Here is a 25,104-nt window from a genome sequence, read left to right as displayed (position 1 = left end):
GGGGAAGCCGTGTTGGCTTCCGGCCACCGGGGGCATCTCTGGCACCGACCCGAAGGACAACAAGAAGGAGGACGATCCCCGGTGTCTCTTCGCTCCCTCACCAAGGCTGTCGGCGCGGCGGCCGGCGCGGCGGTACTTCTCGTGGCCGTGCCCGGCTCGGCGTCGGCCGCGACCGGTCAGTTCCGGTACTCCTACACCACCGTGGACGGGTACGAGGCCGTCGGCTTCCTCAACAACCCTGAGAGCGGCCGGTGCGTCAACCTGGAGGCGCCCGCGTCCGTGCCCGGGGCCCCCTCCCGGGCACCCAAGAACCTCACGGACGCGACCGCCATCGTCTTCCTGGACGCCGACTGCGAGGGCGACACGTACTACGTCCTGCCGCCCGGCAGGGGGGCTTCCGACCGCCTGCTCCTCAGGTCGGTCGTCTTCTCCTGAGCCGCCTGCCCCGGACGGGGCCGAGGGGCTGTGCCGGATGTCACGGGCACAGCCCCTCGGCGTGCCGCCCCGTCGCGGGGCCGGGCGAGTGCGGGACGGACGGGTGCGGTGTAGAGAGGAGTCATGGCGCAGTACGCCGAAAACCGCCGCCGGGCCCTGCTCGCCGTCCCCGTCGGCTGGATCATCGCGGTCTTCCTGGTGGACGTCCTGGCACCGCCCGACATCCATCTGGGCCCGCTGCTCGTGGCGGCGCCCGCGATCACTCCCTCGATCGGCGGCCCCCGGGCCGTCGGGTTCGTGGCCGCGCTGGCGGTGGTCGCGCAGATGGCGATCGCGGTGCTGCGGGATCCGGACGAGCTCTTCTCGGCCAACCACGAGACACAAACCGTCGCCCTCGCGCTGGTCGGAGTCTGCCTTGTGGTCTTCTGCGTGCTGCGAGAGCGCCGCGCCCGCGAGCTGGACCAGGTGCGGTACGTCTCCGAGGCGGTCCAGCGGGCGGTCCTGCCCCCGCTGCCCCGGCGCCTCGGGCCGCTGCGCGTGGCCTCGCTCTACCTCGCGGCGGAGGCGGAGGCGCAGATCGGCGGGGACCTGTACGCGGCGGCGCGCACCGATACGGGAACGCGACTGATCATCGGTGACGTACGGGGCAAGGGGGTCAGCGCGGTCAGTGACGCGGCGCTGCTGCTCGGCGCGTTCCACGCCGCTGCCCGGGACCGGGCGAGCCTGGACGAGCTGGTCGCCCACCTGGACGAGAGCGTGTCCCGGGGGCTGCCCGAGCCGGACGGGAACGGCCCCGGGGAATCGTTCATCACCGCCACCGTGCTCGACATCCCCGACCGGCACGACCTCGTGCACATGGTCTCCTGCGGGCATCCCCCGCCGGTCGTGCTGCGCGGCGGACGGCCGCTGACGGTGGTCGCCGCCTCGCCCGCTCCCCCGCTGGGTCTTGGCGGCCTGTCGCACCCGCGCTATCACGTCGACAGCTTCCGCTTCGCTCCCGGCGACCTTCTGCTGCTGTACACCGACGGCGTGACCGAGGCCCGCGACGCCTCCCGCGCCTTCTATCCGCTCGCGGAGCGTGTCACCGGCTGGGCCGAGGACGACCCAGACGCCTTCATCGACCGGTTCCGCGACGACCTGCTGCGGTACGTCGGCGGGCATCTGGACGACGACGCGGCCATGATCGCGATCGGGCACGGGGCCGGTCCCGGGGCCTGACTTCGCGGGCCCGGGCCGCTTCCCCCTTGACGACTCCGCTGGTCCAGTCCAATCTGGGGCACCCCGTGAGTTGTTATGCCCCTGCCAAGATGACGAGGTCCCGCCATGCCCCGCACCCCTTCCCCTTCCGGCCGGTCCGGGCGACCGGTGCGGCGCGCCGCTGTCGCCGCGGCACTCGTCGGCGCGGGCCTGTTCTCCACGCCCGGTGGCGCCTCCGCCGACGCGGCGGTGGTGCGGGTGACGAACGGCAAGGAACTCAAGGCCGCGCTGGCCGCAGCCGTACCGGGGCAGACGATCGAGCTGGCGGACGGCTCCTACTCGGGCAACTTCAAGATCACGCGGGGTGGCACCGCGAGCGCCCCGATCACCCTGACCGGCTCGCGTGCCGCGGTCCTCACCACCCCCACGGGCGGCGGGAACGGCATCCAGCTCACGAGCGCGCCGTACTGGGTGATCCGGGGCATCACCGTCACCGGCGGCCAGAAGGGCATCATGATCGACTCGTCCGACCACGTCGTGGCCGACTCGGTCGAGATCCACCACACGACCATGGAGGGCATCCACTTCCGGACGTCGAGCAGCTACGGAGTGGTCCGGAACTCCGCCATCCACGACACGGGCCTGTCGGGCGACGGCATGGGCGAGGGGGTGTACGTCGGCACGGCGAACACCCTGACGGACGCCAGCGACCACGTCAGCATCCTCGACAACGTCATCGGCCCCGGCATCGGCGGCGAGAACATCGACATCAAGGAAGGCACCACCGGTGGCCTGATCTCCGGAAACACTTTCGACGGCGACGGCCTCACCGGGGCCAACTACGACGACTCCTGGGTCGACATCAAGGGCAACGGCTACACCGTCGAGAACAACCGGGGCACCGGCACCACCAACGACGGCTTCCAGACCCACACCCAGGACCCGGGCTGGGGCTGCGGCACGGTCTTCCGCAACAACACCGCCGACCTGACCGGCGCCACCGGCCCCACCCGCTTCGCCATCGACGTCACCAACTACGCACCGGGCTGCCCCGTGACGGTGACCTCGGACAACCGGGTGACCGGCGGCGCCGGGCTGGTCAACCCCGGCGTGCCGGTCACCTGACGGTCACCCGGCGGCGGCCGACCGCACGGCCCCGCCCACCCGGTCCGGCGAAGTGCGCCAGGGCGCGCCGTGGCCCGGCAGCACCCAGGAGGCGGACAGACCGGCGATCCGGTCCAGCGAGGCGAGCGCTTCGGCGGGGTCGTCCGTGAAGGGGGCCGGCTGGGGACCGGTGCGCCCGGTCAGGACGTGGCGCGTAGTCAGGGCATCCCCCACGAAGACCGCGTCGGCCAACGGGACGTGCACCGCCACACTGCCCGGTGAGTGTCCCGGCATGCCCACGATCACCGGGCTGCCGGGCAGGTCGAGGACGTCACCGTCGGCGATCTCCGTGACCGCGCCGACGTAGCGGGGGCGCAGGCCGTCCTTGCGGAGGGAGTAGCCGAGGAACCCGAGGGCGGGGCCGGGGCGCATGGGGCCGACGGCGACCTTGGGCTTCTTCCCCGTACGGGCGCGTAGCGCGTCGTCGGCGTGGACGAACACCGGTACGCCGTGGGCGGTGCGCAGGCGTTCGGCGAAGCCGATGTGGTCCGAGTCGCCGTGGGTCAGCACAAGGCCGCGGATGTCGTCGGCGGACTTGCCCAGGGCGCGGAGTTCACGCAGCAGGTCCTTCCAGTGACCGGGAAGCCCGGCATCGATGAGGGTGATGCCCTCGTCGGTGTCGACGAGGTAGCAGGACACGACGTCGTTGCCGAGTCGGTACAGATGGGGTGCGAGTTTCACGGGGTGTCCTCCGGAAGCACGGGCGGGACTGTCGAATGCAGGCTCTGGCTCATCAGGGCGTGAAGTGCGGTGATGACCTGGCGGCCGGGGGGATCGGTGAAGTCACGGACCATGTCCGTGACGAGGCTCGCCACCGAGGTCACGGAGCCTCCCGCCGCCTCGACCTGCCGCAGCGCGGCCGCCTCCGTGCGCTCCGACATGCCGCCGCACGCGTCGACCGGGACGATCACGTCGTACCCGTCGGCCAGGGCGTCGAGCGCGGTGTGCAGGACCACTATCTCGGAGGTCACTCCGCAGACGACCAGGGCGTCGCGGCGCCGGGCCGCCACCGCCTCGCGCCAGGGCCGGTCGTCCCAGCAGGACGGGCCGCCGCGCACGTAAGGGGGAGCCTCGGGAAGTTCGGCGATGGTGCCGGGCCCGCCGGGGCGGGGCGCGGCCGACACGCTGAACGGGATGCCGAGCACCTGGGCGACCTGGCCGAGGGCCCCCGCCGAGCGCCTGATGCCCGCCGGACTGTTCGTGCGGCTGAGGGCCACGATGCTGTCCTGGAGGTCGGCGAAGACCACCTGGACGGTACGAGGGTCGATCACTGTTCTCACCTCAAATCATTCAGAGAGTGAATGGTTCGAGGAAGGTAGCATGCTGTCTGTGAACGATGTCAATTGGACCGAGACGCTCAGCTTCCGCCTGGGTGCCCTGGGTGCGGTGATCTCCGATCAGTACGCGGAGGAGCTGGCGGAGGTCGGCCTGAAGCCCAAGCACGTCGGCGTGCTGGGCGTCCTCGATGCGGGGCTCGCCTCCTCGCAGCTGGAGATCGCCCGGCTGATGCGAGTGGCGCCCAGCCTCGTCGTGTCCCTCGCCGATCACCTGGAGTCCAAGGGCGCGATCCAGCGGCTGCGCGATCCGGCCGACCGGCGCCGCCAGGTGCTGCTTCTCACCGACGAGGGCCGGGCGCTCCTGGGGCGGTGCACGGGCATGGCGCTCGCGCTCGACGCGCGCCTGGCCGCGGCCCTCACCCCGTCCCAGCAGGCCGCACTCCGTGACGCCCTCGACCGCCTGGCGGTGGCATACGACCTGCCGGCGCGCGAGTAGCACGTACGCCGACCGGAGGAATCGCGGCGCGACACGCCGTACCGCGCCCCGCATTCGGCGACGGGCGGGGTGAGATCGCCCGATGTGCGTCCCGGCAGGAGGCCGGCGTGCGCGCGCGAGCGGAATGGGGGCCGGGTGAAGGGCGTGCCGGGGCCCACGGGCCATGTCGTCGTGGTGGGTGCGGGGCTGTCCGGACTGGCCTGTGCCCTGCATCTGCTGGGGGCGGGCCGCCGGGTCACCGTGGTCGAACGCGACGCGGATCCCGGAGGCCGGGCGGGGCGGGTCCGGCTGGGCGGGTTCGGGATCGACACCGGTCCCACGGTGCTGACCATGCCGCACCTGGCCGACGAGGCGTTCGCCGCGGTGGGCGACAGCCTGTACCGCCGCGTCGAGCTGACAGCCCTGCATCCGGCGTACCGGGCCTGCTTCGCGGACGGGTCCTCGCTCGACGTGCACACCCACGGCGAGGCGATGGAGGCCGAGGTGCGGCGCTTCGCCGGCCCGGCGGAGGCGGCGGGCTACCGCGACCTGCGGCGGTGGCTGGAGCGTCTGTACCGGGCGCAGATGAGCCGCTTCATCGACACGAACTTCGACTCGCCCTTCGGGCTGCTGCATCCTGACCTGGCCCGGCTCGCGGCGCTGGGCGGGTTCGGACGCCTCGACGGCCGGATCGGCCGCTTCCTCTCCGACGAACGCCTGCGCCGGGTCTTCTCGTTCCAGTCGCTGTACGCCGGTGTGGCCCCGGCCAGGGCGCTCGCGGCCTACGCCGTGATCGCCTACATGGACACCGTGGCCGGGGTGTGGTTCCCGAGGGGCGGCATGCACGCACTCCCCCGGGCCATGGCCGACGCGGCGGCGGAGGCGGGCGCCGATCTGCGGTGGGCGTCCGAGGTGAACGCCCTGGAACGTTCGGCGGGGCGGGTGCGGGCCGTACGGCTGGCCACCGGCGAGCGCATCGCCTGCGACGCGGTGGTGCTGAGCTGCGAACTGCCCGCCGCCTACGAGCTGCTGGGGCGCCGCCCCCGGCGACCGGTCCGGCCGCGCCACTCGCCGTCCGCCGTGGTCCTGCATGCCGGCACGGACCGCACCTGGCCTCATCTCGCGCACCACACCCTCTCGTTCGGCGCCGCGTGGGAGCGGACGTTCGAGGAGCTGACCCGCACGGGGACGCTGATGAGCGACCCCTCGCTGCTGATCACCCGTCCCACGGCGCACGACCCCTCGCTGGCGCCCCCGGGCCGCCATCTGCACTACGTGCTCGCCCCCTGCCCCAACACCACGACCGGTCCCCCGGCCACCGCGTGGGCGGATCTCGGCCCGCGCTACCGCGACACGCTGGTCCGCGAACTCGAACGCCGGGGTCTGGACGGGTTCGCCGACAGCATCGAGGAGGAGCTTCTGGTGACCCCGCTCGACTGGACGGCCCGGGGCCACGCCGCCGGAAGCCCGTTCTCGCTGTCCCACACCTTCGCCCAGACCGGTCCCTTCCGGCCGCGCAACCTCTTGCGGGGAACGGAGAACGCAGTCCTGGCGGGGTGCGGCACCACGCCCGGCGTCGGCGTGCCGACCGTGCTCCTCAGCGGCAAGCTGGCCGCCGCCCGGATCACCGGCGTCGCCGGGCCCCGCGCCCGCCGGGTGCGCACGGGCTCCGCTCCCCTGGTCCGGGCAGGTGCCGATGACCCGTCGTGAACTGGACGCCGCCGGCATCACCGAACCCGGGCTGCGCACCGCGTACGCCCGGTGCCGGGAGCTCAACGCACGCCACGGCCGTACGTACTTCCTGGCCACCCGGCTCCTGCCGCCCGAGCGGCGGTCCGCGGTGCACGCCCTGTACGGCTTCGCCCGCTGGGCCGACGACATCGTGGACGACCTGGACCGGCACCGGACGCCCGCCGAGCGCGACCGGCTGCTGCTGCGCCTGGAGAACGATCTGGCGCACGGACTGAGGACCGGCACGAGCGACGAACCGGTGGTCCGGGCGGTGGCCGACACCGCTGCCAGGTACGGCATCGGACACGACCTGTTCGCCGACTTCCTGTCGTCGATGAGGGCCGACCTGACCGTCACCCACTACCCCACCTACGCCGACCTGCAGACATACGTGCACGGTTCGGCCGCGGTGATCGGTCTCCAGATGCTGCCCGTGCTCGGCACGGTCGTGCCCCGGCAGGAGGCCGAGCCGCACGCGGCCGCGCTGGGGGTGGCGTTCCAGCTGACCAACTTCGTGCGGGACGTGGGCGAGGATCTCGACCGGGGCCGCGTCTACCTGCCCGGCGATCTGCTCTCCTCCCACGGCGTGGACCGGGCGCTGCTGGAGTGGAGCCGGCGCACCGGGCGCGGGGACGCGCGCATCCGGGCCGCGCTGGTGGCCGCGACGGAGCTGACGCGCGGGGTGTACCGGACGGCGGAACCGGGCATCGGCATGCTCGATCCCCGGGTGCGCCCCTGTATCCGCGCGGCGTTCACGCTCTACGGCGGAATCCTCGACGCGGTCGCGGAGCAGGACTACCGCGTCCTGCACCGCCGTGCGGTCGTCTCCCGGCGACGCCGCGCGGCCACGGCCGCCGCCGGTGCGCTGCGCGTGGCGGCGGCCAGGTGGCATGCCCGCGGCCGGGGCGTGGCCGGGGGCCCGGAGGCCGGACGGAAGGAGCCGGTGCGGTGAGCAGGCGGAACGGGCGGCGGTGGTCGCCGCCGCTGCGGCTGCGGGCCTCCGGCCCCGGCTGGGCAGGGCAGGAGCCCACCTGGCGCGACGCGCGTCCGGCACTCGTGGCCGAGGCGCTGAAGCGGGCCACGGCCCGTCCGTCCGGCAACTGGTACGTGGTGGGCGCCTCGCGCGAGGTGCGCGTCGGTGACCGCCCGTACGGCCGGACGGTCGGCGGCACGGAGGTCGTGCTGTGGCGTGCGGCGGGCGGTGAGCCGCGCGCCGGGTCCGGTGTCTGCCCGCACCTGGGGGCACCGCTGCGGGACAGCCGGGTGGTGTGCGGCACGCTGGTGTGCCACTGGCACGGACTGGCCCTGGACGGTGCCCCGTTCGCGGGCTGGCAGCCCTTCCCGGTGTACGACGACGGCGTACTGGTGTGGGTGCGGCTGGACGAGGTGGGCGGTGAGGAGCCCACCGAGCGGCCCGTGGTCCCCGTACGGCCCGCGCGCGGCGGCGCGGTGGACGCGGTGTTCACGACGGTCGGGCGGTGCGAACCGCAGGACGTGGTGGCCAACCGGCTCGACCCGTGGCACGGGTCGTGGTTCCACCCGTACTCGTTCATCGACCTGTCGGTGGTGCGTGAGCCGCGCGGCGACGCGGACGACGCCTTCGTGGTCGACGTGTCCTTCCGGGTGGCCGGGCGCCTGGTGGTCCCGGTGCGGGCGGAGTTCACGGCGCCCGGGCCGCGCACCGTCGTCATGCGCATCACGGACGGCGAGGGCGCGTCCTCCGTCGTCGAGACGCACGCGACGCCGCTGACCCGTCCGGATCACGAGCGCCCGCGCACCGCCGTCGTCGAGGCGACGGTCGCCACATCGGACCGGCCGGGCTTCGCGCTCGCCCGGTCCTTCGCCCCGGTGCTGCGACCGCTGATGCGCCGTACCGCCGGGCGGCTGTGGGTGGACGACCTGGCGTACGCGGAGAGGCGCTGGACGCTGCGCAGCACCGGGCGCTTTCCGGGCTGAGGCGTTTCATGCACGCCCCGCGGCGGCGAGCGCGCGGAGCACACGGGAGCGGCCCCTGCGGGGCACCGTCCACAGCACCTGTCCCCGGACGCCCCGGTCGGCGAGCAGGGCGTTCGCCGCCAGGAAGCCGGTGGTGGCCGCCCGCTCCATGAGGGCGACGGGCAGATCGCAGCGGATCGCGTCCCCGGCGAGGGCCAGCCAGGGGTGCGGAGTGCGCACCGTGGGGCGCAGCGGGTGGGAGCCGGTCTCGAAGAGCGGGCAGTCGGAGCGCCATGCGTGCCGGAAGTCGACCACGCGGGCGTCGCGGGTCTCCGGGTACACGCGGTGCAGCCGCTCGACGAGCCGTTCCTGCACCTCCTTGTGTTCGGCGCCGGGATCGACGGCGTACGCGTGCAGTTCCACGACGGAGCCCCCGGTGCGCGCGGCCCAGCGGGCGGCCTCGCCCTCGTACCGTTCCAGGGTGCTGATGTTGTCGAGCCCGTCGTAGCCGCTGGTGCCGAGGAAGCCGGGCCGGTCCGGGCGGACGGGGCGGTCGAGCCAGAGCCGGGAGACGAGGAACGGCGGCGCGGTGCGCAGGGCGGCGACGCCCTCGCGCCAGCGTGCGGTGCCGAGGCCGGGAGACGCGGCGACGGTGTGCCGCAGCCCCTCGGTGTCGAGGGCGAGCACCACGGCGTCGTACCGGTGGACGCCGGTCGCGGTGTGGACGTCGGCCCCGCCGCCGTCACGAGGGGCGATCCGGTGCACGGGCGTCCCGGTCCGGATGTCGGTGCCGAGGTCGTCGAGGTAGGCGGCGAGAGGTTCCCAGAGCGCCTGCGGGAAGGGCTCGGACGGTACGTCGAAGAGCAGGCCCTCGGACGAGCCGAGGAAGTAGATGTGGAACATCAGCAGAAGTTCGGCGGCGGACAGTCCGCGCGGGTCGGCGAAGAAGCTGCGCGAGAACACCTCGAACGCCAGGTGGTGGGCGGCCTCCGGGAAGCGCACGCTCTCCAGGAAGGCGGTCGCGCCGACGTCGTCGAAGCGCTCGTACACCTCGGGTACGCGGACGTCGAGGAGCGGGAGCGCGGATCGGGCGTCCATGGCTGCCAGGTCGCGCAGGCCGAAGGTGGGACTGCGCGCGACGAAGCCCAGCGCGCTGAGGGGCGGCGTCCTCGGGACCCGGGCGAAGCTGTCGGTCAGGCCGCCGCTGTGCCGCAGGGGGTAGTCGGGCAGCGGGACGAGACGGTCGAGGGCGGGGTCGGTACGCCGGAGCAGGCCTCGCAGGTTGTAGTACTGGCGGAAGAACGCGTGGAACCCGCGGGTCATCGTCACCTGTGAGCCGTCGGCCAGCACGGTGCGGTGGCCGGAGAGGCGGCCGCCGAGCGCGTCGTCCTTCTCGTACAGGGTCACCCGGGCGCCCCGCTCGGCCAGCAGGGTCGCCGCGGCCAGGCCGGCGATTCCGCCCCCGACGACGACGGCGGACGGTTCGTCACCCCGTCCGAAGCGTGCCGCGCCGGAGGCCGGGAGCAGGACTTCGGCCTTGCGGTCGCGGCCTCGTCGGGCGGCGGGGGGTCGGGCGTTCACGAGGCGTGCTCCGGTGCCGGGGCCGGGTGGCCGTTGCGGGCGAGGAAGGTGTGCGCGATGCCCGTCTGCCATCCGGCGACGGGGACGACCCGCACCGAGGTCAGACCGGCCAGGGCGAGCCGTTCGGCGAAGACGGGTGCGGTGTCGAAGGAGGTGACGCTGCGCCAGAGGTGGCGGTAGAGCACGCGGTCGCCGGTGAGCGTGCCCGCCGGGATGATCACCCCGTGGCAGACGGCGGTCCACAGCGCCCGGTGCGCCCGTGAGCCACTGAGGCTGTACTCGTGTGCGGCGAGGCGTCCGCCCGGCGCCAGCAGGGCCCGTACGGACCCGAGGACGGCGTCCGGGTCGCTGACGTTGCGGAACAGGTAGGCGGCGAACACCGCGTCGAAGGGCCCCTCCCCGGCCGTGGCCAGTTCCTCGGCGGTCAGGTGGAGGAAGCGCACGCGGGCCGGCCAGGGCTTGGTCAGGGCGCGGCGCAGCATGCCCGCCGACGCGTCCACGGCGGTGATCCTGGCCAGGGGCGCGGCGGTGAGCAGGGCGCGGGTGGAGGCGCCGGTGCCGCATCCGAGGTCGAGGACGTGCAGTCCGGCGCCGCCGCCGGGGAGTCGGAGCCGCCGGGCCGAGCGCAGGAGGTCGGTGCGGTAGCCGGGGTTGAGGGAGGTCAGGCCGTCGTAGGTGCGAGAGGCGTGGTCGAAGGCCCGGGCCAGGTCGTGGTCGCGCAGCAGGGTCATCGGTGGCTCCCTCCGTCTCTGGTGGCCGGCCGGGTCCGGCGCGGGAGGAAGGGCAGTTCGGCTGCGGTGGCGAGCATCGGCCGGACGGGGGTGCGCAGTCCGATGCCCCACTCCTCCCGGAGCGAGGCCGCGCCGTCGAGGAACCGCAGCAGCCGTTCGGCCGGGACGCGGCGGAAGAGGCCGGTGAAGAAGTCCGGGCCGTCGATCCGGCCGGTGTCGAGGGCGCGGAGCACGATGGCGTCCATGGCGAGGGCCCGCCGTCCGTGGGGAGCGGGGAAGGCCCCCCGGCCCTTGCACAGGGCGGCGGCGATGGCCCGGCTCTGCCGTTGCACGGCGGCGAACGTGTAGCCGGTGGCCGGGCGGGTGGCGCCGCCCGCGGTGCCGATGCGGAACACGGCGGGCCCGGCCCGGTACGGGAACCGGGCATCCGTCATCGGAATGACGCCCTGCTCCGTACGTTCCACCGTGAGTCCGCCGAGCCGGAGTACGTCGCGGCAGTAGTGGCCGAGCGCGGACTCGTACGCCTCGGTGGTCAGCGGGCGGCGGGAGAACTCGGTGTACTCCACGAGCGCGCGGTCCGGGGCCAGGGGCAACACGTAGCCGAACGCGAGCCCGTGGGCGGGCTGGGGGACGCGGAAGTCCATGAGGTCGGCGATCCCGGGATCGAACCGGTCACCGCCGGTGCGGACGAACCAGCCCCGGAAGTGCTGGAGCAGCTGGGTGCGCGCGGGCGGCGGGGCGGGCAGGGGCCGGGAGTCGAACACGCGGCGGGCGCGCACGTCCACCGTGGAGCCGTCCGGCAGTGTGCAGTGGACCACGGCGCCGCCCGGCACCCCGCGCACCGCGCCCGCCGTGGCCCGCAGCAGGCGTCCCCCGTCCGCCTCGGCCAGGCGCCCGTGGACCAGGCGTTCGTAGTCGGCGGAGCGCACCATGCGGTAGGTGAAGGGGGCCGGTTCGACGGTGACCGGGCGGCCGTCGGCGCCGTGCACGCGCAGCACGGACCAGGACGCGCCGACCGCCTCGTCGAGGCCGTCCGCCTCCGCGTGCCAGTAGCACCAGGTCCGCTCCGGCGGGCGCTCCGGGCCGTCCGGCGGCTCGATCACGGTCACCCGGGCGGCGCCGGTCTCCGTCAGCCGGTGCGCGAGGCTGAGGCCGGCCGCGCCGCCTCCGACGACGGCCACGTCGCAGCGGCTCATGTCCGGCGCGCCAGGTCCGCCGCCACCTCCCGGGCGGCCCGGGTGCCCGAGGCCAGGGCGCCCTGGACGGAGCCGGTCGCCCGGTGGTCGCCGCACACGTACCGGCCCGGGCGGACGCGGGTGGTGCGGCTCAGCGGCCAGGGCGGTCGCATCGCCGGCAGCGCGCCCTCGACGGTGCGGGCGGCGATCGGCGTCCAGCCGCTCGTGTCGGTGGCGTACAGGTCGGCCAGGCGCCGCAGCACCGCCTGGGCACGGCCCGGGAGGTCGGCGCCGAGCACGGAGGTGGAGATCAGCGCGGTGCCGGGAGGCGCGTACGTGGGGGCGACCTCGCTGAGCACGCAGGTGTTGAGGACCGGTCCGGTGCTGTCCACCAGCAGCGTCGGTTCGGCGAGCGGGGTGCGGTCGGTGGCGTGGTAGTACGTCGTTACGGTGCGGGTGTCCGGCACGGACAGGCCGGGCAGCAGGCGGGCGGCGGCGGCCGGTTCGGTCGCCACCACGACGATGCTCGCGGGGACTTCGCTCCCGTCCTCCAGTGCGGCCCCGGTGTCGGTGATCTCCGCGACGGGTGCGCCGAGCCGCAGGACGCCGTCGGGGAGGCCCTGGGCGAGCTGGTGGGGTACGGCGCCGATGCCCTGCGCGGGCAGGCACAGCGTCCCGCGCACCATGCTCCGCCAGACCAGGTGGAAGAAGCGGGCGGAGGTGTCGAGCCCGTCCTCCAGGAACACCCCGGCCAGGAACGGCCGCAGGACACCGGTGATCACGTCGTCCGACAGGCCGGCCCGGAACAGCGCCGCCGAAGTGGTTTCGTCGCGGCGGCGCCTGACCGAGGAAACGGGGAGCATCGCGTCGCGGGCCGTGAGTGCCGCGAGGATGCCCAGATCGCGGGCGGAGAGGACCCGGCCCGGCAGCAGGGTCCCCACCGCGCCCGGTTCCCGCGTCGGGTCGGCGAGGCGGACGGGGCCCGTCCGGGTGTGGGCGATGATGCCCGCGGTGAACGGCCGCAGGCGCAGGCTCCTCAGCTCCAGGCGCCGCTTCACCTGCGGGTACGAGGTGTTGAAGACCTGGAAGCCGCGGTCGAGCAGGAATCCGTCCCGGCGGTCCGTGCGCATCCGGCCGCCCACCGAGTCGGACGCCTCGAGGAGGGCCACCTTCCGTCCGGAGCGGCAGAGATCCAGCGCGCAGGCCAGACCGGCCAGACCGGCTCCGACGACGACGGCGTCCGTGGGCCGGCGGTGCTCATCCGTCATGCTGCTCCTCGCCCCGGCGGTCGTTCGGTCCAGCGGACCACGTTCCGCGGGCCGATGCGAGGAGCCACGCATGTGCGGACCGGGTGACGCACGGGGAGCCCGGGAGCCGGGCCCCCCGTGCGACGGCGTCAGCCGCCCGAGCAGACCGCGCCGTTCAGACGGAAGACGGCCGGGTCGGGGTTGGGGCCGTCGTTGGCGCCGACGAACCCGAAGGAGGCGGTCGAACCGCCGTCCGACGCCAGCGGGCCCGCGCCGTCGGGAGCGGTGACCCGCACATGGGAACCGGTCTGGTGGAACGTGGCGTTCCAGCCCGAGTCCACCGACTGGCCCGTCGTCGGCCAGTCCCAGTCAACGGTCCAGCCCGTGATCGGCGTGTCCGCCAGATTGCGTACGGTCACGGTGGTCACGAAGCCGTTGCCCCAGCTGGAGTCACGGTGGTACGTCACGGAGCAGACCGCGTCCGCCGGGGTGCCGGTGCTGAAGGTCAGCGGTGAGGACGCGCCGGAGAGTCTTCCCGCCGCGTCGGCGGCCAGCACGTTGACCGTGTGGGTGCTGCCCGGTGGCAGGTTCCGCAGGGTGACCGAGGTGCCGGTGGACTCGCCGACCAGCCGGGTGTGGGCGCCGTCGCGCTCCTGGACCAGGTAGCGGGACGCGCCCGTCGCACCGTCCCAGGTAAGGCGCGCGGTGGTGTCGGTGACCGCGTCCAGGCGCGGGGTGCCCGGGGTGCTCGCCGCCGAAGCGCCCGGCCCCGTCCCGGTCTTCGGTTCCAGGGTCACGGTGAGCAGGGCGTACGGGGGCACCGTGACCCGGGACGCGGTCGCGTCACCTTCGGTGACCTCGGTGATGTCGCTGTCGCCGCGTGCGTAGCGGCGGACCTCCGGCGCGGTGGTGGACGGGGTGAATCCGTCGTAGTCGAGGGCGACGGTCCGCGCGCTGTCCGGGTTCTTGTTGACGAGCATGACGCTCAGCCGTCCGTCGTCGCGGAGCACGGCGTGCGCCGAGACGTCCTGCGCGGAGGACTCGGCGGCGACCATCGTGTCGCCCGCGGTGCCCAGTTCGGCGGTCATCTTCATCCCGTAGTACGGGTGGAAGGGCGTGTTCGGCGCCGGCTGGCAGACGTCTCCGGTGCAGCCGCCGCTGGACAGCATGCCCATGTCGCCGTAATCGGTCTCGCCGTCGACGGTGGTGATCGCGCCCGCGCCGTTGTGGGTGTTCCACCAGTCGACGTTGAACACGCCGTTCTCCAGCGCCGTCATGAACGCGTCGGCGGCGAACAGGCCGTTGGGGCGGGCGGTGAGCCGGGCGCCGCCGGTGTTGGTGTTGATCTCGGTGAGCGCGATCCCGATGCCGGGCGAGCGGGCGCCCGCGGCCCGGTCGATCTGGTTGCGCACCTCGCGGAGTTCACCGGGCAGTTTGGCCAGCTTCGACAGGGCTGCGTCGGCGGTGGTGTCCGAGCCGCCCGCGTACCAGTGGACGCTGACGAAGTCGATGACGTCGGCCACGGCGGGGAGCACGGTGTGGTTCCAGTCGCCCGCGTCGCCGTCGCCGACGACCCCGTCCGGCCACTCCCCCGGGCTGGTGAGGACCGCGCCGATCTTGACCGTGGGGTCGACGGCCTTCATCGCCGCCGCGTAGGCGCGCACCTCGCGCGCGTACTCCTTCGGGCTCTTGTCCTCGTGCTCGTCGTTCTCCCAGCCGCTGCCGTAGTGGCCGTTGCCGTAGATCTCGTTGCCGATCTCCCAGTACTTCGCGCCGTACTTCTTGGTGACGTTCGCGTACCTGACCCAGCCGGCCGCCTCCTCGGGAGTGCCGGAGCCGTAGTTGGCGATGAGGATCGGCTGCGCCCCGGCGTCCTGGACGGTGCCCATGAAGGCGTCGAAGCCGGTGCCCGGGGCGACGTAGCCGCCGGGTGCCGTGTGCGTCTCCCAGTGGTAGATGTCCGCGTACGAACCTCCCGGGTAGCGCATCATTCCGACGTCGGCCGCCGTCATCAGGTCGGCCACCTCGGGGTCGTTCATGTGCGAGTCCCAGATGGCGGTGTTGACCCCGCGGGCGGCGCCGGTCAGCGTGCCCAGCGCGGCCTGGGCGTTCACCTGGACGGCTGCGTCCGCGTCGTCGGCGGCCTGCGGTGCGGCGGGGGCCACACCGGTCAGCGAGGCCAGCGCGGCGAGCGAGGCGACGAGGACGGCGGCGGCGCGGGCTGGGCCGCGTGCGGGTCTGTGCGTTGGCGCCATGGGTGATCCTCCCTGGGATCTGGGCGGCACGGGTGGAGTGGAACAGGCGTGGGAGCGCTCCCATCATGGGGAGGACCTGACGCCCTGTCAACGGCGTCGACACGCACCCGAAGACCGCCGAATGGGGGCTTCCGGAGCGGCCGCGGCCTTCTCTACTGTCGATGACCGGCTCATCCGGAACTTCTGGGAGATCACATGAAGCCTCAGACCCTGTTCTGCTTCACCTGCGATTCCGACGAGACCCACCGGCCCCTCACCGACGACGAGAAGACCTGGCTGAGGACGCAGACGGGGCGCACCAAGGTGGACGAGTTCTTCATGTGCGAGGCGCCGACGTGCCGCAACGTCCGCAGCGGGTTCGTCAAGCGCCCGTTCAACCCCGTCATCCGCATTCCGGCACCCTGACCCCCGCCCGGGCGGGCGGATGCCGGCACAGGCGGCGGGCGGTCCGGCTCGCCGCCGCCGACGGCTGCCCGTACCAGGCGTTCCGGGGGCCGCGCGAACACCGCCCCCGTGTACCTCCCACGGATACGGTGGCATAAGGTGAGGCTCACCTAATCATTTAAAGGTGAACCAACGAGGAGCACGTTCATGTCACATCGGCGCCGTGGTACAGCCGCAGTCGCTCTCGCCGTCGCTGCCGCACTGTCGCTGGCCGCGTGCGGCGCCGACTCGTCCGGGAAGGACGGTGGCGCGTCCTCCCCGGGGTCCAAGGACTCGAAGTCGGTCGCCAAGGGCGGCAAGGACTTCGGCGACGCGGCGGCGAAGACCGCGGCGCTCGGCACGGACGCGAAGCCCGGTCAGTGGCCGCGTACGGTCAAGCACGCGATGGGCAGCACCGAGATCAAGGAGCAGCCCAAGCGCGTGGTCGTGCTCGACGTCGGTGAGCTCGACAACGTCGTGTCGCTCGGTGTGAAGCCGGTCGGGCTCGCGCCGACCGAAGGGTCGCCGGAGCTGCCGTCGTATCTCAAGAAGGACGCGGGCACACCGAAGAACATCGGCACGATCAACAGCCTCAACCTGGAGGCGATCGCCGCGCTCAAGCCCGACCTGATCCTGGGCAGCCAGCTGCGCGCCGCCAATTCCTACGACGAGCTGTCGCAGATCGCGCCCACCGTCTTCTCCATCCGGCCCGGCTTCACCTGGAAGGAGAACTACCTCCTCAACGCCGCCGCGCTGGACAGGACGGCGCAGGCCGAGGCGAACCTCGCCGCGTACAAGAAGAAGGCCAAGGCCCTCGGGGACAAGCTGGGTGCGGACAAGCCGACCGTGTCGATGGTCCGCTATCTGCCCGACGGTCTGATCCGGCTCTACGCCAACGACTCCTTCATCGGCACCATCCTCAAGGACGTCGGCATCCCGCGCCCCAAGAACCAGGACATCGCGGACCTGGCGGCCGAGGTGAGCGCCGAGAACATCGACCAGGCCGACGCCGACTTCATCTTCACGGGCGTGTACGGCGACGCCAAGGCGACCGACAAGAGCAAGGCGCAGGCCAACCCGCTCTGGAAGAACCTGAAGGCGGTCAAGGACGGCCACGCCTTCGACGTGCCGGACGAGACCTGGTACCTCGGCCTCGGTGTCACCGCCGCCGACGCGGTCCTCGACGACCTCGAGAAGTACCTGACGGCCTGAGGGCCCCGGTCCGAGAAGAGAGAGTGAGTCCGGCGCATGTCGCCAACCGACCTCACCCGCCGGCGGGCGGGCTGGCTGCTGGCCGGCGCGGCGATGCTGCTGGTCGCCGTCCTGCTGAGCCTCACCGTCGGCAGCCGCCAGATCGCGCCGGGGGACGCCTTGCAGGCTCTGTTCCACGACGGCGGCAGCGACGACGCCCAGGTGGTACGCGCGCTGCGGGTGCCCCGGACGGTGGTCGGCGTGCTCGCGGGCGCCGCGCTCGCCCTCGCGGGAACGGTCATGCAGGGGATCACCCGCAACCCCATCGCGGAGCCGGGCATCCTCGGTGTGAGCCAGGGTGCTTCGGTGGGCGTGGTGACCGCCATCGCGTTCTTCGGGGTGCACTCGCTGAACGGCTACGTGTGGTTCGCGTTCGCCGGAGCGGCGCTGGCCGGCGTGGGTGTGTACGCGGTCGCCAGCGGTGGGCGCGGCGGGGCATCGCCCGTCAAACTCGCCCTGGCGGGGGCCGCGATGAACGCGTTCCTCGCCTCGCTGGTGTCCGGGGTCGCGACGACCAACGCGCGTGCCCTGGACGAGTTCCGGTTCTGGCAGGTCGGCTCGCTCAGCGGGCGCGACGGCGAAGTGATCGGCCAGGTGTGGCCGTTCGTGGTGGCCGGGACGATCCTGGTCGCGATGATCGCCCGGGGTCTGGACGCGCTCGCCCTGGGCGACGACGCCGCGCGCAATCTCGGCAACAACGTCGGGCGGCTGAGGGTCCTCGGTGCGCTCGGTGCCCTCGTGCTCACCGGGGCGGCCGTGGCCTCGGTGGGCCCGATCGCCTTCACCGGTCTGGCCGTCCCGCACATCGCCCGCGCGCTGGTGGGGGCGGCCCACCGCTGGGTGCTGCCGCTGGCGGCCCTGCTGGGTCCGGTGATGATCCTCGGCTCCGACGTGCTCGGACGCGTTCTCTTTCCGCCTTCGGAGGTGCCGGTGGCGGTCATGACCGCCCTGCTCGGTGTGCCGTTCCTGATCGCGCTGGTCCGGCGCCGGAAGGTGGTGGCCGCGTGAGCAACCTCGAAGCCACCGTCGTACCCCGTCCGCGTCCGGGCGGGCATGCCGTGCTGCGGCGCGGACGTGCGAGTTTCCTCGTGCACCGCCGGGCGGCCGTGGTCGCCGTGACGCTCGCGGTGCTGCTGGCGTGCGCGGTCGTGGCGTACCTGTGCGTCGGTGAATCGTTCGTGGCGCCTTCCGAGGTCCTGCGCGTCCTGTTCGGCCGCCCCAGCCCGGACGAACTCGTCGTGGGCACGCTGCGGTTGCCGCGCCTGGTCGTGGGGCTCCTCGCGGGGGTGGCGTTCGGTGTGGCGGGGGCGCTGGTGCAGACCGTCGCCCGCAACCCGCTGGCCAGCCCCGACGTCATCGGCGTCACGCACGGGGCGGGCGCGGCCACGGTGGCGGCGCTGAGCTTCAATGCCGTCGCCGCCGACGCGCTGCCCTACGTCTCCGTGGCCGGTGGCCTGGCGGCGGCCCTGATCGTGTACGTGTTCGCGTGGCGCGGCGGGCTGCACTCCTCCCGCTTCGTCCTGGTCGGCATCGGCGTGTCGGTCGCGCTCGGCTCGCTGACGCAGCTGCTGCTGACCAAGGGCGACTACCTGGTGGCGCAGCAGGCCAAGGTCTGGCTCACCGGCTCGCTCAACAGCCGCGGTTACGAGGAGGCCGGCCCCCTCGCCCTCGTCCTCCTGATCGGCCTGCCGGCGGCCCTGTGGGCGGCGCGGGCACAGCGCGGCGCGTCGTTCGACGACGACACCGCGACCGCGCTCGGTGTCCGTCTGGGCCGGGTCCGGCTCGGCCTCACCGTGCTCGGGGTCGTCCTGGCGTCAGTGGCCACCGGCGCGGTCGGGCCGGTCGACTTCGTGGCGCTGCTCGCCCCGCAGATCGCGCGCCGGCTGACCCGCACGGCTCAGACCCCGCTGCTGTCGTCGGCGTTGACCGGGGCGCTGATCGTCGTGGTCGCGGACCTGCTGGCCCGCCGCCTGTTCTCCCCGGTCGAGCTGCCGACCGGTGTCCTCACCGCCGTGGTGGGGGCGCCGTACCTGATGTGGCTCATCGTCCGTACCCGTAGCCGTTCCGGAGGCATCTCGTCATGAGCCGTCCGTCCGCCAGCCGACTCTCGGCGCACGACCTGACCCTCGCCTACGAGGACCGGACCGTGGTCGAGGGCCTGGACCTGGAGATACCCGACGCCAAGGTGACCATCGTCGTCGGGCCCAACGCCTGCGGGAAGTCCACGCTCCTGCGGGCGCTCGGCCGGCTCCTCAAGCCCCGGCGCGGGGCCGTCCTGCTGGACGGCGCGGAACTGGCCGGCCTCCCCGCGAAGGAGATCGCGCGGACGGTCGGCGTGCTGCCCCAGTCCCCGACGCCGCCCGACGGCATCACCGTCGCCGATCTCGTGGCGCGGGGCCGCCAGCCGCACCAGAAGTGGTGGCAGCAGTGGTCGGAGGCCGACGAGCACGCGGTGAGCGAGGCCCTGGAACGTACGAACACGACCGCCCTCGCCGACCGCCCGGTGGACGAGCTCTCCGGCGGTCAGCGCCAGCGGGTGTGGATCGCGATGGCCCTGGCGCAGGACACCGAACTCCTGCTGCTGGACGAGCCGACGACGTATCTGGACGTCGCCCACCAGGTGGAGGTCCTGGACCTCGTGCGCCGTCTCAACCTGGAGCGCGGGCGCACCGTCGTCGCCGTGCTCCACGACCTGAACCAGGCCATCCGCTACGCCGATCACCTCGTCGCGATGAAGAACGGGCGCATCGTGGCGCAGGGCGCGCCGGACGAGGTCGTCACCACGGAGATGGTGCAGGAGGTCTTCGGTCTGTCGTCCGTCATCATCCCGGACCCCCTGACGGGCGGCCGCCTCGTCGTCCCGGGGTACAGCTGGCAGCCGTCGACGGAAGCGGAGAAGACGGTCGCGCGCTGACCTGCGCCGCCCCGGGGCGCGGGGCGGCGAAACCCTGACGTTCCCCTGACCCGGCGGCGGCGGAGTTCTGCCGGAGTCCTGAACCGGCGTGCCTTGTCCCGTCCGGTGGGCGCACCCGATTCTGGAGGGGAGCCAGCGGCACCGACCGGAACGGGAACGCCTGATGCTGACGACCACGGCACGCCCTGCACCCAAGACCAGCGCCCCCGGACGCCTGTCGCCGGGGGTCCGCAGGATCACCCTCGACGCGGCCGGGGTCCCGCTGTCCGCGCTGCTGATCGAACCCGTGGACGGACGTCCGGCGCGTGCGACCGTCGTCGCCCTGCACGGCGGCGGGATGAGCGCCGGGTACTTCGACGGGCAGGCCCATCCGGACGTCTCCCTGCTGGCGCTCGGTGCCCGCCTCGGCTGCGCCGTGCTCGCCCTGGACCGGCCCGGATACGGCGCGTCGGCCCCGTATCTGCCGGCCGGGCAGCCGCTGCTGGAGCAGGCGGCGACGGTCCGGGCGGCGCTCGCCGACGCGCGGGACCGGCATGTGACCGCGCCGCTGTTCCTGCTCGCCCACTCCTTCGGCGGCAAGCTCGCCCTCGCTCTCGCCGCCGACGCCCCGTCCGGCTCCTTCGTCGGCCTGGACGTCTCCGGGTGCGGGCACCGGCCTGCCGCCTCCGCCGGGCTGCTCGGCCGGGCCACGCCGCCCGCCGGGCTGCGCAGGCTCAACTGGGGTCCGCTGCGGCTCTATCCGGCCGGGACCTTCCGCGAGAGCGGGGCGGTCGTCGCGCCGCTGCCCCGGCGGGAGGCCGAATCGGCGGTGGAGTGGGGCACGCTGTTCCCCCGGCTGCTGCCCCGGGTGCGGGTGCCGGTGCGCTTCACCTTCGCCGAGCACGAGGCGTGGTGGCGTCACGAGGACGCCGACCTGGTCGACCTCGCCGCGCAGTTCCCGGCGGCGCCGCGGGTGCTGGTGGACCGGCTTCCCTCGGCCGGGCACAACGTCAGCCTGGGTTCCGCCGCCCGGGCGTACCACCTGCGCGCCCTGGCCTTCCTCGACGAGTGCCTGGACGCCGGCGCCCGGGCCGCCGCGCGGTGACGGCCCCGGCCCGCTCCTCCCGAGTGAGCGCCCCGCCCCGGGTCCGGCTGCGGACACTGGGACTGCCCGCCCCGGGCGAACCCTTCCGCTCCCCCGTACCTGACTGCCTCGACGCGGGAGAGCGGGCCCGTGCCGCCGGATTCGCCGACCCGCGCGCCCGGCTTCGCTACGTCACCGCGCATGTCGCGCTGCGCGAGGTCCTCGCCGAGTACACCGGTACGGACGCGGCACGGCTGCGGTTCGGGCGCGCCCGGCCCGGCGGAATGGGCGGCCGTCCGGGAGGGCGGCCGGTGCTGCTCGGCTTCCCGGAGGGGCCGCACTTCTCCCTCTCGCACAGCCACGACCTGATCGTGATCGCCGTCGCCGCCGTGCCCGTGGGCGTCGACGTGCAGCGCGTGCCGCGGTCCGGGACGGTCGAGGCGCTGCTGCCCCGGCTGCACCCGGCGGAGCGCGAGGGCCTGTCGCGCGTCCCCCGGGCAGCGCGCCCGGCCGCCTTCGCCCGGCTGTGGACGCGGAAGGAGGCCTTTCTGAAGGGCCTCGGTACGGGCCTCGCGCGCGGTCTGGCCACCGACTGCCTGCTGGACGGGGCGCAGCCGGCCGGCTGGCACGTCCGCGACCTGGCCGCCCCACCCGGGTACGCGACGGCGACGGCCGTCGCGCACCCCTTCCGGCCCGGCCTCACCCCGCTAGCTGCCGGCCACCGCACCGGTACGGCGTGAACCGGCCACCGAGGCGAGGAGTTCCCTCGTGTACGGGTGGGCGGGCTTGGCGAACACCTGCGCCACCGGGCCCGACTCGACCAGCCGGCCGCCCCGCATCACCCCGACGTGGTGGGCGATGCCCCGGACCACGGCGAGATCGTGCGAGATGAACAGGCAGCTCAGCCCCGACTCGTCCTGGAGCTCGGTGAGCAGTTCCAGGATGCGCGCCTGCACCGAGACGTCGAGTGCCGAGACCGGTTCGTCGCACACCACCAGATCGGGCCGCAGGGCCAGCGCGCGGGCGATGGCCACCCGTTGCCGCTGCCCGCCCGACAGCTCGTGCGGGCGCCGCCGGAGGGCGCCGGCAGGAAGCCGCACGCGGTCCAGGAGGGCCACCGCCTCCCGGGTGCGCCCGGCCCGGTCGCCCACCCGGTACGCGCGCAGGGGCTCCGTGATGATGTCCCCCACGGTCCGGCGCGGGTCGAGGGAGGCGTAGGGGCTCTGGTAGACGATCTGCATGCGGCGCCGCAGCCGACGCAGCGCCTCCCCGCGCAGCGAGGTGATGTCCTCGCCGTCGAAGTGCACCGTGCCGGACGTCGGATCGGCGAGGCGGACCAGCAGCCGGGCGGTGGTCGACTTGCCCGAGCCCGACTCCCCGACCAGGGCGAGCGTCTCCCCCCGCCCGATCGTCAGGTCCACCGAGTCGACGGCCCGGACGGGCGCCCCGTCGCGACGGCCCCGGGCGAACTCCTTCACCAGCCCCCGGGCCACCACGAGGTCCCGCGTGGCCCCGACGTCCCGGACCGGCGGGGTCCTCTCCCGTACCGAGCCGAGACTCGGCGCGGAACGCAGCAGTTGCCGGGTGACCGGGTGCCGGGGAGCGCCCAGCACCTCACCGACCGTGCCCGACTCGACGATCTCGCCCTGTGCCATCACCCCCACGCGTTGGGCGCGGTCGGCGGCGACACCCAGGTCGTGGGTGATGAGCAGCACCGCCGTGCCGGTGCGGGCGACGAGTTCGTCCAGGTGGTCGAGGAGGGCGCGCTGCACGGTGACGTCGAGCGCGCTGGTCGGCTCGTCGGCGATCAGCAGCTTCGGCCGGGCGGCGAGCGCGATCGCGATGAGCGCCCGCTGGCGCATTCCGCCGGACAGTTCGTGGGGGTACTGCCGGGCCCGCAGGTGCGGCTGCGGCAGGCCCGCCTCGGCGAGCAGTTCGACGGCGCGTTCCGCCGCCTCGCGCCGGCCGGAGACCAGCTGGTGGATCAGGAGCGCTTCGCCGATCTGCGGGCCGATGCGGCGCACCGGGTTCAGCGACACCATGGGGTCCTGCGGGACGAAGCCGATGTCCCGGCCGCGGTGGCGGCGCATCTCCGGTTCTGCGGCGGCGGCGAGGTCGGTCGCGCCGAAGAGGACGCGGCCTCCCGTGACCGTCGCCCCGGGCGGCAGCAGGCCGACGACGGCGTGTGCCGTCGTCGACTTGCCCGAGCCCGACTCCCCCACCAGGGCCACGACTTCGCCCGGTGCGACGGTGAGGGTGACCCCGCGCACCGCGTCCACCCGGCCCGCCCGGGTGCGGTAGGAGACCCTCAGCCCTTCTATGCGGAGCAGGGGGCCGGATGCCCCGGCCCGTCCGGCCGGGGCTGTCGGGGGTTTCGTCATGGGGTCTCCTTCGCCTCGCCGTCGAGGGCGCGGGCGATGCGGTTGGCTGCCAGGACCGTGGCCGCCAGGGCGAGTCCGGGCAGGGTGGTCAGCCACCAGGCGGTGGCCAGGTAGTCACGGCCGCCGGCGACCAGCGCCCCCCACTCGGGGGCGGGCGGGCGCGCCCCGTAACCGAGGAACGACAACGACGACACCTGGAGCACGACGCCGCCGAAGTCCACCGCCGCGTAGACGAGGACCGGCCCGGCCGCGTTGGGCAGCACGTGCCGCAGCAGCACCGCGTACCAGCGGGTGCCACTCGCCCGGGCGGCCTCCACGTACGTGGACCGGGCGACCCGCAGCACCTCGGCCCGCATGATGCGGGCGAACATGGCCACGCTCGTCACCCCGACGGCCACGGCGACCTGCACCGTTCCGAAGCCGAGGGCGGTGACGAGGGCGAGCGAGAGCAGCAGTCCGGGCACGGCGAGGAGTACGTCGGTGAGCCGCATCAGCACGCTGTCGGCCCAGCCGCCGGCCGCGCCCGCCACCAGCCCGGTCAGCGATCCCGCCACCAGGCCGACGAAGACGGCGAGCGCCGTCGCCCGCAGGGTGAGGGAGCTGCCGTGCACCAGCCGGGTGAACAGGTCGCGGCCGAGCTGGTCGGTGCCCAGGAGGTGTTCCCCGTCGGGCGGCCGGAGCCGGTCGGCGGGCACCCCCGCCAGCGGATCGCGGACGGTGAACAGGGCTGGGTGCAGTGCGGCGAGCAGGACCAGGGCGAGGAACACGACGGACAGGACGAGCCCGGGCCGGGCGAGCCAGAACCCGGCGGTCCGGCGGAGCCGCGCGGGCGCCTCCCGCGGCGCGCCGTCGAAGGGCGTGCCGGGCGCGGTGGCGGGGGCGCCGCCGTCGGGGGCCGTGCCGAGTGCGGTCATGTGGCCACCGCCGTCGGGCCCGTCGCCGTGAGCCGGGGGTCGAGCACCGGGTGCAGGAGGTCCACGGCCAGGTTCGCCAGGACGAACGCGCACGCCCCGGCCACCACGAGCCCCTGCACGACGGGGATGTCCTGCGCCGTCACGGCGGTCGCCGTCAGCCGGCCGATCCCGTTGCGGGAGAAGACGGTCTCCACCACCACGGAGCCCGCCAGCACGTGCCCGACCAGCACTCCCACGACGGTCAGCGGCGCGAGCGCCGCGTTGCGCGCCGCATGGGAGAAGTGGACCCGGAGCCGGCTCGCTCCCTTGGCGACGGCCGTGCCGATGTACGGCTCGGCGAGCGCGGTGCGCAGGCTCTTCGCGAAGACCTGGGCGACCAGCGCGGCCGCCGGCAGCGACAGCGTCACCGCCGGCAGCAGCAACGAGGCGGCGCCCCCGTCCCCGAAGGCCGGTAACAGCCCCCAGCGGAAGGAGAAGAACTGGATGAGCACCAGCCCGGTCCAGAAGGTCGGGGCGGCGACCCCCGCCGAGGGGAGCGACAGCAGGAACTGCGCCGGCCACCGTCGGCGGGTGTACGTGCCGGCCAGGGCGACCCCGGCCCCGAGCGGCAGGGCCAGGGCCAGCGTGGCCGCCGTGAGCTCCAGGGTCGCGGGGGCCGCGTCCGCGATCATCCGCCCGACCGGTTCGCCGGTGTGGACAGAGGTGCCGAAGTCCCCGTGCAGGGCGTGCCCGAGCCGGGTTGCGTACTGCTCCGCCACCGGCCGGTCGAGACCGTAGCGGGTGCGCAGCGACGCGAGTTGTTCCGGGGTCACGGAGGTGCTGTCCCCGCCGCCGGCCGCCATGACGGTCACGGGGTCGCCGGGCAGCAGGTACAGCACGCCGAAGGACAGGGTGTAGGCGGCCCAGAGGACGAACACGGCCTGGGCGAGCCGGCGTATGACGTACGTGGCCATGG

Annotated in this window: 24 protein-coding genes; 14 read left to right on the top strand and 10 right to left on the bottom strand. The window is 73.9% G+C overall.

The genetic code is table 11. The annotated features are described in order from the left end of the window. Positions 1 to 81: 81 nt before the first annotated feature. From AB0L33_RS04120 to AB0L33_RS04110, 3 genes are all read left to right on the top strand, one after another. The gene (locus AB0L33_RS04120) at positions 82 to 435 is read left to right on the top strand and encodes a hypothetical protein (RefSeq protein WP_365677567.1); all 354 of its coding nucleotides are present in this window, start codon (positions 82 to 84) and stop codon (positions 433 to 435) included. A 123-nt stretch (positions 436 to 558) separates the two neighbouring features. Continuing rightward, positions 559 to 1,653, top strand: coding sequence for a PP2C family protein-serine/threonine phosphatase (locus AB0L33_RS04115; protein WP_365677566.1), 1,095 nt, complete (start codon positions 559 to 561; stop codon positions 1,651 to 1,653). Between the two features lie 105 nt (positions 1,654 to 1,758). Continuing rightward, positions 1,759 to 2,757 carry a right-handed parallel beta-helix repeat-containing protein gene (locus AB0L33_RS04110; RefSeq protein ID WP_365677565.1) on the top strand — a complete coding sequence of 333 codons (999 nt, stop codon included), beginning with the start codon at positions 1,759 to 1,761 and terminating at the stop codon, positions 2,755 to 2,757. A gap of 3 nt (positions 2,758 to 2,760) precedes the next feature. On the opposite strand, the gene AB0L33_RS04105 is transcribed toward AB0L33_RS04110, so the two are convergent. Both AB0L33_RS04105 and AB0L33_RS04100 read right to left on the bottom strand, forming a co-directional pair. Next, a complete protein-coding gene (locus tag AB0L33_RS04105) occupies positions 2,761 to 3,477 on the bottom strand; it encodes an MBL fold metallo-hydrolase (protein ID WP_365677564.1) in 717 nt (238 codons plus the stop codon). Continuing rightward, positions 3,474 to 4,067, bottom strand: a complete 594-nt coding sequence (locus AB0L33_RS04100; protein ID WP_365677563.1) for an isochorismatase family protein — start codon at positions 4,065 to 4,067, stop codon at positions 3,474 to 3,476. Before AB0L33_RS04100 ends, AB0L33_RS04105 begins: the two co-directional genes overlap by 4 nt. Positions 4,068 to 4,116: 49 nt before the next feature. On the opposite strand from AB0L33_RS04100, the gene AB0L33_RS04095 reads away from it, so the two are divergent. The 4 genes from AB0L33_RS04095 to AB0L33_RS04080 all read left to right on the top strand — a co-directional run bounded on the left by AB0L33_RS04095 (position 4,117) and on the right by AB0L33_RS04080 (position 8,235). Next, entirely contained in the window at positions 4,117 to 4,569 is a 453-nt protein-coding gene (locus AB0L33_RS04095) for a MarR family winged helix-turn-helix transcriptional regulator (protein WP_365677562.1), read from the top strand. 135 nt (positions 4,570 to 4,704) lie between these two features. After that, on the top strand, positions 4,705 to 6,258 hold the full coding sequence (crtI, locus tag AB0L33_RS04090) for a phytoene desaturase family protein (RefSeq protein ID WP_365677561.1): 1,554 nt from the start codon (positions 4,705 to 4,707) through the stop codon (positions 6,256 to 6,258). Continuing rightward, complete coding sequence (locus AB0L33_RS04085) at positions 6,245 to 7,231, top strand: phytoene/squalene synthase family protein (protein ID WP_365677560.1); 987 nt, start codon at positions 6,245 to 6,247, stop codon at positions 7,229 to 7,231. The genes crtI and AB0L33_RS04085 overlap by 14 nt, the downstream gene beginning before the upstream one ends. Then, positions 7,228 to 8,235: a DUF5914 domain-containing protein gene (locus AB0L33_RS04080; protein ID WP_365677559.1), complete on the top strand. Its 1,008-nt coding sequence runs from the start codon at positions 7,228 to 7,230 to the stop codon at positions 8,233 to 8,235. The genes AB0L33_RS04085 and AB0L33_RS04080 overlap by 4 nt, the downstream gene beginning before the upstream one ends. 6 nt (positions 8,236 to 8,241) lie before the next feature. Here the strand turns inward: AB0L33_RS04080 and AB0L33_RS04075 are convergent, their stop codons facing one another. The 5 genes from AB0L33_RS04075 to AB0L33_RS04055 form a co-directional block, all read right to left on the bottom strand. Further along, entirely contained in the window at positions 8,242 to 9,795 is a 1,554-nt protein-coding gene (locus tag AB0L33_RS04075; RefSeq protein WP_365677558.1) for an FAD-dependent oxidoreductase, read from the bottom strand. Continuing rightward, positions 9,792 to 10,526 (bottom strand): methyltransferase domain-containing protein, encoded by a 735-nt coding sequence (locus tag AB0L33_RS04070; protein ID WP_365677557.1) that lies wholly within the window; start codon positions 10,524 to 10,526, stop codon positions 9,792 to 9,794. The genes AB0L33_RS04075 and AB0L33_RS04070 overlap by 4 nt, the downstream gene beginning before the upstream one ends. Next, positions 10,523 to 11,722: a lycopene cyclase family protein gene (locus AB0L33_RS04065; protein ID WP_365677555.1), complete on the bottom strand. Its 1,200-nt coding sequence runs from the start codon at positions 11,720 to 11,722 to the stop codon at positions 10,523 to 10,525. Before AB0L33_RS04065 ends, AB0L33_RS04070 begins: the two co-directional genes overlap by 4 nt. Next, positions 11,719 to 12,969 carry an NAD(P)/FAD-dependent oxidoreductase gene (locus AB0L33_RS04060; protein WP_365677554.1) on the bottom strand — a complete coding sequence of 417 codons (1,251 nt, stop codon included), beginning with the start codon at positions 12,967 to 12,969 and terminating at the stop codon, positions 11,719 to 11,721. Before AB0L33_RS04060 ends, AB0L33_RS04065 begins: the two co-directional genes overlap by 4 nt. 128 nt (positions 12,970 to 13,097) lie before the next feature. After that, complete coding sequence (locus AB0L33_RS04055) at positions 13,098 to 15,203, bottom strand: cellulose binding domain-containing protein (RefSeq protein WP_365677553.1); 2,106 nt, start codon at positions 15,201 to 15,203, stop codon at positions 13,098 to 13,100. Between the two features lie 195 nt (positions 15,204 to 15,398). Between AB0L33_RS04055 and AB0L33_RS04050 the strand changes: the two genes are divergently transcribed. The 7 genes from AB0L33_RS04050 to AB0L33_RS04020 all read left to right on the top strand — a co-directional run bounded on the left by AB0L33_RS04050 (position 15,399) and on the right by AB0L33_RS04020 (position 21,594). Beyond that, positions 15,399 to 15,608: a hypothetical protein gene (locus AB0L33_RS04050; RefSeq protein WP_365677552.1), complete on the top strand. Its 210-nt coding sequence runs from the start codon at positions 15,399 to 15,401 to the stop codon at positions 15,606 to 15,608. A 186-nt stretch (positions 15,609 to 15,794) separates the two neighbouring features. Continuing rightward, positions 15,795 to 16,838, top strand: coding sequence for an iron-siderophore ABC transporter substrate-binding protein (locus AB0L33_RS04045; protein WP_365677551.1), 1,044 nt, complete (start codon positions 15,795 to 15,797; stop codon positions 16,836 to 16,838). Between the two features lie 36 nt (positions 16,839 to 16,874). After that, complete coding sequence (locus tag AB0L33_RS04040) at positions 16,875 to 17,885, top strand: iron ABC transporter permease (RefSeq protein WP_365677550.1); 1,011 nt, start codon at positions 16,875 to 16,877, stop codon at positions 17,883 to 17,885. After that, positions 17,882 to 18,961, top strand: coding sequence for an iron ABC transporter permease (locus AB0L33_RS04035; protein WP_365677549.1), 1,080 nt, complete (start codon positions 17,882 to 17,884; stop codon positions 18,959 to 18,961). The genes AB0L33_RS04040 and AB0L33_RS04035 overlap by 4 nt, the downstream gene beginning before the upstream one ends. Beyond that, positions 18,958 to 19,791 carry an ABC transporter ATP-binding protein gene (locus tag AB0L33_RS04030; protein WP_365677548.1) on the top strand — a complete coding sequence of 278 codons (834 nt, stop codon included), beginning with the start codon at positions 18,958 to 18,960 and terminating at the stop codon, positions 19,789 to 19,791. The genes AB0L33_RS04035 and AB0L33_RS04030 overlap by 4 nt, the downstream gene beginning before the upstream one ends. A gap of 160 nt (positions 19,792 to 19,951) precedes the next feature. Beyond that, positions 19,952 to 20,875, top strand: a complete 924-nt coding sequence (locus AB0L33_RS04025) for an alpha/beta fold hydrolase (protein ID WP_365677903.1) — start codon at positions 19,952 to 19,954, stop codon at positions 20,873 to 20,875. A gap of 23 nt (positions 20,876 to 20,898) precedes the next feature. Continuing rightward, positions 20,899 to 21,594, top strand: coding sequence for a 4'-phosphopantetheinyl transferase superfamily protein (locus tag AB0L33_RS04020; RefSeq protein WP_365677547.1), 696 nt, complete (start codon positions 20,899 to 20,901; stop codon positions 21,592 to 21,594). On the opposite strand, the gene AB0L33_RS04015 is transcribed toward AB0L33_RS04020, so the two are convergent. From AB0L33_RS04015 to AB0L33_RS04005, 3 genes are read right to left on the bottom strand one after another with little or no spacing between them, the layout of a single operon-like run. After that, complete coding sequence (locus tag AB0L33_RS04015) at positions 21,562 to 23,235, bottom strand: ABC transporter ATP-binding protein (protein ID WP_365677546.1); 1,674 nt, start codon at positions 23,233 to 23,235, stop codon at positions 21,562 to 21,564. The genes AB0L33_RS04020 and AB0L33_RS04015 overlap by 33 nt on opposite strands. Continuing rightward, positions 23,232 to 24,149 (bottom strand): ABC transporter permease, encoded by a 918-nt coding sequence (locus tag AB0L33_RS04010; RefSeq protein ID WP_365677545.1) that lies wholly within the window; start codon positions 24,147 to 24,149, stop codon positions 23,232 to 23,234. The genes AB0L33_RS04015 and AB0L33_RS04010 overlap by 4 nt, the downstream gene beginning before the upstream one ends. Next, positions 24,146 to 25,102, bottom strand: coding sequence for an ABC transporter permease (locus tag AB0L33_RS04005; RefSeq protein WP_365677900.1), 957 nt, complete (start codon positions 25,100 to 25,102; stop codon positions 24,146 to 24,148). The genes AB0L33_RS04010 and AB0L33_RS04005 overlap by 4 nt, the downstream gene beginning before the upstream one ends. Between the last annotated feature and the right edge of the window lie 2 nt (positions 25,103 to 25,104).

It is taken from the genome of Streptomyces sp. NPDC052299 (assembly GCF_040679335.1).
Taxonomy (GTDB): domain Bacteria; phylum Actinomycetota; class Actinomycetes; order Streptomycetales; family Streptomycetaceae; genus Streptomyces.
This window is presented reverse-complemented; position numbering and strand designations above follow the sequence as displayed.